The sequence below is a fragment of the Staphylococcus sp. EG-SA-2 genome, assembly GCF_017152085.1.
In genome coordinates this window covers 1-7,194 of the sequence record NZ_JACYHC010000295.1, presented here as the reverse complement: position 1 = coordinate 7,194, position 7,194 = coordinate 1, and the positions used below count along the sequence as shown (strand labels likewise).

Here is a 7,194-nt window from a genome sequence, read left to right as displayed (position 1 = left end):
CCTCTTAACCTTATTCACATACTAAGCATTCCCCAATATGTCACATACCTAATTAAAAACACTCCAACACAAAGTATCTTTCGAGAAACTCTACGTTGGAGTGTATATAAATGTTCTTACATTGATTCAGGTGCGCTTACACCGACCATTGCCAATGCATTTTTCAATGTAATTCTGACCGCTTCAATCATAGCAACATGTGCTTTTGTTTTTTCAATATCATCTGTTAACACTTTTTCAGCATTATAGAATTTATGGAAATGAGCAGCCAAGTCTTGAATATAGTTAGTAATTCTATGTGCTGATCTATGCTCAGCAGCACTTTCAATTGTAGGTTCGAAATCAGCTACTTTTTTCAACAATTCAATCGCTTTTTCATTTGTAATCGTTGTAAAATCATTCGCAGCAGTCACTTCAATACCTTGCTCTTTCGCTTGTTTTAAAATTGAACAAATACGCGCATGTGCATATTGAGCATAGTAAACTGGATTGTCTTGAGATTGCTCTTTCGCTAATTCCATATCAAAATCAAAGTGACTATCAGGACTACGCATAGTTAAGAAATAACGTGCAGCGTCAACGCCAACTTCGTCCATAATTTCTCTTAATGTAATCGCATTACCAGTACGTTTACTCATCTTCACTTCTTTACCATTTTCCATTAAACGAACCATTTGCATGATTTGAATTTCTAAACGATTACTATCTACACCAAACGTTTCAAGAGATGCTTTCAAACGATTAATATAACCATGATGATCAGCACCAAATAAATCGATTAAAATGTCATTACCACGTTTAACTTTATCGAAGTGGTACGCAATATCTGGTAAGAAATACGTATATGTACCGTCATTTTTAATTAATACTCTGTCTTTGTCGTCTTTAAAATCAGTTGTACGTAACCATGTAGCGCCATCAGCTTCATACGTATAACCTAATTCTTTCATTTTTGCTAAAACTTCAAGAATTTCGCCTTTTTCATATAAAGATGTTTCACTAAACCAATTATCAAAATGCGTATTGAACTCTGCTAAATCATTTTTCAATTTAGCCATTTCGTATTCTACGCCTAATTTTCTAAATTCTTTCAAACGTGCTTCTTCAGAATAATCTTTAATTTCAGGGTGTTTCTCTGCTAAATCTTTACCTATTTCAATAATATCTTTTCCATTATAGCCATCTTCTGGCATTGAATAACTATTGTCACCTAAAGCTTCAAAGAAACGTGTTTCAATCGAACGCGCTAAGTTAGTAATTTGATTACCAGCATCATTAATATAATATTCACGTGTTACATTATAGCCAGCTGCAGTTAAAATATTAGCTAAAGCATCACCAACTGCTGCATTTCTAGCATGACCAATATGTAAATCTCCTGTAGGGTTAGCTGAAACATACTCAAGCAATACATTTTGACCTTTTGATTCATTTACATGTCCAAATTGATCACCTTTTTCAATTGCTTCAGGAATAATTGCTGTTAAATACTGATTATCTAAGTAAAAATTAATGAATCCTGGACCAGCAATGTCAATTTGTTTTACATGTGCTTTTTCAGTATCTAAGTTATCAACAATCGCTTGAGCAATTTCACGAGGATTACGCTTTGCAATCTTAGTCAGTACCATCGCAATATTAGTAGCATAATCTCCATTTTTTGTATCTTTAGGAACTTCAATTTTAATATCAGGAATCTCATCTGCTAATCCTGCTTTGTTAATACTTGCTGCAATTTCTTCTACTAATGTTTGTTTCACTTGATCAATAATATTCATTCGCCTATCTCCTTATAGTTAATTTCATATTGATAAGAACCCATTTTTTCATTATCTTGATATAATTCATAATGAATCTTTAGCTTGCCACCGTCTCCACTTACGAAATGTAAAATGCGTAATGTTTTAACTTCTAGTGGAATTCGTCCAGCCGATATATCGTAAAAAGTTGTTGTCGTTTGTCCTTCAACAAAATGCAAATTCATATTAATGTCGCCTTTACGAATCAACTTAACGCTATCATCATCCACTTTTATTGTAACATTAACTGTTGCATCCTCAATTTGTTCTACATACCGAATAAAGTTAGATTGCCTTTGTTGCCAAGTTCCTTCAGTAGTAAATTCAAATTTTTCTTTTTCGTTGTGCTGTTTCAACACTTGCTTTGTTTGAATACTTACTTTTTTATCCAATTTACTACTCACCTTAATCTTCGCATAATAGAAATATTATAGCATAAAATAAGGTCATCTTGTTATGCCTTCTTAAAGCTAAATAGGTTCAATTAATTAACAATTCCATACTTAATCAACGCTTCATATATGTAAGCCATTTTATAAAATACAAACAACACCTCAAAACCAAAAAAACACGAGATTTTCACTATCTTTCATGAAAACCTCGTGTTTGATTATAATGATAGTGTTCAGAGCACTACCTTCTTTATCTATATAGTCAGTTGATATTTTTAAAATTTAATAACCATTCTACCAGTTATAGTACCATTTTCCATTTCTTCAAAAATATCATTGATTTCTTCTAATTTTCTTAATTGAACTTTAGGTGTTACTTTATTTTCAGCAGCAAATTCAAACGCTTCACGTAAGTCTTGTCTTGTACCAACAAGTGAACCTACTACTTCAATACCGTCAAGCACTAATCTTGGGATATCTAAGTTCATTTTATCAACAGGTAAACCAACGGCAACAACTCTTGCACCAGCTTTTACAACATCAACCGCTTGGTTAAATGGCGTCTTAGCAACTGAAGTTACCACTGTTGCATCTAATCCTTTGTTATCAGTTAATTTCATAACTTCTGCAACTGGATCAACATCTTTAGAATTAATAATAGCATCTGCACCTAATTCTTTCGCGAATGCTAATTTATCATCATTAATGTCGAAGGCAACAATTTTAGCCCCCATAACGTTTTTAGCATATTGTAAAGCTAGGTTACCTAAACCACCTATACCAAAAACACCTAACCATTGACCAGATTTTACATTACTTACTTTTACAGCTTTATAAGTTGTCACACCTGCGCATGTAATAGAAGACGCTGCTGCTGGATCTAATTTTTCAGGTACTTTCACAGCATAGTCTGCAGTAACAATAACTTGTTCAGCCATTGCACCATCTACTGTATAACCAGCATTTTTCACACTACGGCAAAGTGTTTCACGACCTGTTGTACAATATTCACATCTTCCACAGCTTTCGAACATCCAAGCGACAGACACACGGTCTCCAATTTTTAATGATTCTACATCTTCTGCAACTTCGATGACTTTACCAATACCTTCATGACCTAAAGTAACGCCTGTAACATCACCAAAATCAGCATTCTTAACATGTAAATCGGTATGACAAACACCACAATATTCCGTTTGTACCAATGCTTCACCAGGTTTTAAAGCTCTTAACTTTTTGTCCTCAATACTTACTTTGTGATCTTTCGTTACAACTGCTGCTCTCATAATAATGTCCTCCTTATAGTCACTCCAGTATGTATGATATTAATTGGCGATTACTTTCAAAAATGAAAACGAATAATTATAGATGTAATTTTTATTTGTAATAGACGCCAGATTAAAACATACTACTGTGACTTTGTTTTTAGTTAGATATCAACCGTTAACTTTTAACGTTTCCCTAGTTAATATGTTAAAAGAAATGACATAATCGATATGCTAACGTGTAATTTTTACTTCACATATATTTATTTAAAGATAATTTATAATACTCTTATCTTCACTCTTATTATAATGTGAATTAATTCACAAAGTATATAGCTATGATCAAAAAAATGTGTCAGTTATTCAAATTTTTTATTAACTACAGATTAATTTAATTTCAAAAAAATTAAAAAAACTCCCAACCAATCTAAGACTTTATTTTCACCTCAAGATTTACGTCGTCATTGAGAAATGAATCATATCTTTATAGATTAATTGGGAAATTTTAGTTTCTAATATTTAATTAAATGCTTGATGTAAAGCATCAGAAGAAAGCTTCCACATACCTTCATCATGGTTCATTAAAAAGTCTTTTAAAATAGCTTTATTCTCGTCACCAATTTGATCAATGATAATATGATGTTTCATTGATTTATCCATCATATTAACATGTTCAGGCATACTTTTATAACCACGACGAATTGCTTTATTCACTAATAAATAGCACGCTGTTAAACCAGCGTAATATGGTCCTTGTTCATTACGTTCTGTTGTTACCCAACACAACCAATATTCTTTAGCTTCATCGCCTTCAACAGCAGCTTTATCAGTAATCCATTTCACACCTTTTTCAACTTTGGCACGAGCATGCATGCCTCCAATATCAATAAATGCTTCTTTGTTAGCAACATCGATAAAAACTGGTGCAATATTGTCTAAGCTAATTGAACCAATATTTGTACCTTTATGACCATCTAGAGGGTCATTTTTTATGATATTAAAATTAAAGCCTTTTTTCTCAGACAATGATATAACCTCCATATTTAACGATAACAATTTTAGCCCTGTTTAATTAAGCTCATTAATCAAATTTTCAATAGCTTCTCTAATTGTCTTATCTTTAATCTTTGCAACCATTTCTCTAGGATAATATAATTTATAGTCTTGGCGATTAATGCCTGTAATACTATGAATGACTAATGATTGATTGCTTATTTCTCTAATCGTACCATCTTGTCTTAATAAATGAATCGGTTTGCGATTTGACCCCGGTCGATCATAGTCATATGGCAAATCCGAAAATGCTTCACTCACAAAATAATAATCTGGATTAATACCACCTGCTTCAAACAGTTCTTGCAGTTCTGATATTGTAATAATTGAGCCATCAAATGGAATATATTTAAATAAGTCTCGATTAATAAATCGACTTGCTAAATCACTTAAAATGGCATCATCTTCTTTTGTCCATTTTTCCAAATAATACGTAACTACCGCTTCATCGAGTTCAACATATTGTTCAATCGTAACTGTCTCTTCAAAAAATGGAATAAAATCATGTGGATGCAACTTAAATTCATAGCCTTCATTATAAAGCTGTTTTGCGCGTTTCAAACAATTATTAAGCAGCACTTCTCCACCACGACTAACTGGGTGGAAGTAAATTTGCCAATACATTTGATAACGACTCATAATAAAGTTTTCAACTGCATGCATACCACTTTCTTTGATTAGTACTTCATCTTTAGAAGGTCGCATTAATCTTAAAATACGCTCCATATCAAAAGCACCATATGATACACCTGTGAAATACGCATCACGTTGTAAATAATCCATTCTATCCGCATCGATTTGTGACGAAATCATCGAAATGACCAATTTATTATGATGCGTTTTATTAATTACTTCCGCAACTTCTCTTGGAAACTCAGGCGACACTTTACGTAATACAGCATTCACCTCAGTATCTCCAGTAATAATCGCTTGTGTGTATGCTTCATGGTCTGTATTAAATATTTTTTCAAAACTATGTGAAAATGGACCATGTCCTAAATCATGTAATAATGCAGCACATAATGCCAACGGTCTATCTTTATTGTCCCATGCATCATGACCAATAAATGACTCATCAATTAATCGTCTAACTATTTCATACACACCTAAAGAATGTCCAAAGCGACTATGTTCTGCTGTGTGAAAAGATAGGTACAGTGTTCCTAGTTGTCTAATTCGACGTAACCTTTGGAATTCCTTAGTTTTAATTAAATCCCATATCAATTGATCTTCAACATGAATATATCGATGTATCGGATCTTTAAAAACTTTTTCTTCTACTAATTTTAAATCTACATATGCGTTAGTCATTATTCCCCTCCTTTTCGTTTAATATAATATTTAATTTACTTAAAATGCTTTGTACATAAGTGCTAAGTCTAACTTTTCGCCATACATTTCTGGCTGATAAGAGCGTAAGATTGTAAAACCTTGCTCTTTATAGTAAGCTACTGCTTCTTCATTTTTATTATCTACTTCTAAGTAAACACCTTCAAATTTATCTTCAAAACGTGATAATCCTTCATTTAACAATGCTGTACCATAACCTGTATGTTGCGATTCTGGTTTAACATAATGAGCTGATAAATATAATTCTTCACCGTAAATAAAGTTAGCAAAGCCAACGATGTCATTACCTTCTTCAACGACTAAGAATAATTGTTCTTGAAGTCTTTTCTTTAAATGATGTTCATTATATGAAGCTTCTAACAAGTGATTAACTGTTGTCGCAGCGTATATATTTAAGTATGTATTAAACCAAGCTTTAGTTGCGACATCTCTAATTTGAACAACATCTTTTTCAGTTGCTTGTCTTACCTTGAACATGACTTTCTCCCCTTATTAACAAGTTTTAATAACGGCATTATACCACAACTTGCTCAATACTTAATAAACAATGATTGTCTATTCAATTTATATATTTATATTTTCCGTTAAAATTAAAAATAAAAATAACGAAGCAAAAAATCACTTCGTTTAGTATGAGGTATGTCTTATTGCAATATACTATTCCACTCAGTTGCACGTGCTAAGGCATAGTTGTCTTTCATGATGTCACCAGGCTTTTCAGCAGTTCCAATAATATAACCATTTAAAGTGGCACCTAAAAAGTCTAAACTATATTTCATTTGCGTAATTGCTGGCTTCGCTTTTATTTTTGGACAATCTCCACCAACTAAAATAACTCTAAAATCTTTTTCGGCCATTTGTGCCTTAAAATTAGGATATCGTTTATCTTGTAATGTTTCTGACCAATGTTCGATAAATGCTTTCAATGGTGCTGAAATGCTATACCAATACACTGGTGATGCAAAAATAATTGTATCACTAGCCAATATTTTATCTAGAATCGGCAAATAGTCATCGTCATATGAAGTAATAGTCTCTGCTGTATGTCTCACGTCACGTATCGGTTTAAACTGATGTTGTGTCACGTCAATCCATTGATACTCTAAATCTTGCAAAGCGAATTTTGTTAATTGTGCAGTATTACCGTTTGGTCTACTCCCACCAAACAAAACAGTAATCATTTTAGCCTAACCTCACTTTTGATTAATAAATATCTGTGTTTTTCGTTACCTAATTATACTATCATAAGCTTTGCCTACCGAATAGTAAAACGCTTACAACTTTTATATAAATTTGACGAAATTTCGTCATGCCTTATATAACGTCGTTTGTGAT

Annotated in this window: 7 protein-coding genes and 1 pseudogene; all 8 read right to left on the bottom strand. The window is 32.5% G+C overall.

Annotated elements, in window-relative coordinates; all coding sequences use genetic code 11:
* Nucleotides 1-116: 116 nt before the first annotated feature.
* The 8 genes and pseudogenes from argS to IDG60_RS02800 all read right to left on the bottom strand — a co-directional run bounded on the left by argS (nt 117) and on the right by IDG60_RS02800 (nt 7,040).
* Complete coding sequence (gene argS, locus IDG60_RS02835) at nt 117-1,778, bottom strand: arginine--tRNA ligase (protein WP_001021144.1); 1,662 nt, start codon at nt 1,776-1,778, stop codon at nt 117-119.
* Entirely contained in the window at nt 1,775-2,191 is a 417-nt protein-coding gene (locus tag IDG60_RS02830) for a YwiB family protein (RefSeq protein ID WP_000359086.1), read from the bottom strand. Before IDG60_RS02830 ends, argS begins: the two co-directional genes overlap by 4 nt.
* Before the next feature lie 92 nt (nt 2,192-2,283).
* Nucleotides 2,284-2,392: pseudogene (locus tag IDG60_RS02825) on the bottom strand (hypothetical protein).
* Nucleotides 2,393-2,466: 74 nt separating this feature from the next.
* Nucleotides 2,467-3,477 carry an alcohol dehydrogenase AdhP gene (gene adhP / locus IDG60_RS02820; protein WP_103182759.1) on the bottom strand — a complete coding sequence of 337 codons (1,011 nt, stop codon included), beginning with the start codon at nt 3,475-3,477 and terminating at the stop codon, nt 2,467-2,469.
* Between the two features lie 498 nt (nt 3,478-3,975).
* Nucleotides 3,976-4,497, bottom strand: a complete 522-nt coding sequence (locus tag IDG60_RS02815; RefSeq protein WP_001792725.1) for a YwhD family protein — start codon at nt 4,495-4,497, stop codon at nt 3,976-3,978.
* Between the two features lie 27 nt (nt 4,498-4,524).
* Nucleotides 4,525-5,820, bottom strand: a complete 1,296-nt coding sequence (locus tag IDG60_RS02810; protein ID WP_000180234.1) for an HD domain-containing protein — start codon at nt 5,818-5,820, stop codon at nt 4,525-4,527.
* 39 nt (nt 5,821-5,859) lie between these two features.
* Nucleotides 5,860-6,336, bottom strand: a complete 477-nt coding sequence (locus IDG60_RS02805) for a GNAT family N-acetyltransferase (protein WP_000477505.1) — start codon at nt 6,334-6,336, stop codon at nt 5,860-5,862.
* Between the two features lie 167 nt (nt 6,337-6,503).
* Entirely contained in the window at nt 6,504-7,040 is a 537-nt protein-coding gene (locus IDG60_RS02800) for a flavodoxin family protein (protein WP_000633782.1), read from the bottom strand.
* Between the last annotated feature and the right edge of the window lie 154 nt (nt 7,041-7,194).

Coding starts and splice junctions, on each gene's coding strand:
- argS (WP_001021144.1), bottom strand. CDS start 1,778: ATGAATATTATTGATCAAGTGAAACAAACATTAGTAGAAGAAATTGCA.
- adhP (WP_103182759.1), bottom strand. CDS start 3,477: ATGAGAGCAGCAGTTGTAACGAAAGATCACAAAGTAAGTATTGAGGAC.
- IDG60_RS02815 (WP_001792725.1), bottom strand. CDS start 4,497: ATGGAGGTTATATCATTGTCTGAGAAAAAAGGCTTTAATTTTAATATC.
- IDG60_RS02810 (WP_000180234.1), bottom strand. CDS start 5,820: ATGACTAACGCATATGTAGATTTAAAATTAGTAGAAGAAAAAGTTTTT.
- IDG60_RS02805 (WP_000477505.1), bottom strand. CDS start 6,336: ATGTTCAAGGTAAGACAAGCAACTGAAAAAGATGTTGTTCAAATTAGA.
- IDG60_RS02800 (WP_000633782.1), bottom strand. CDS start 7,040: ATGATTACTGTTTTGTTTGGTGGGAGTAGACCAAACGGTAATACTGCA.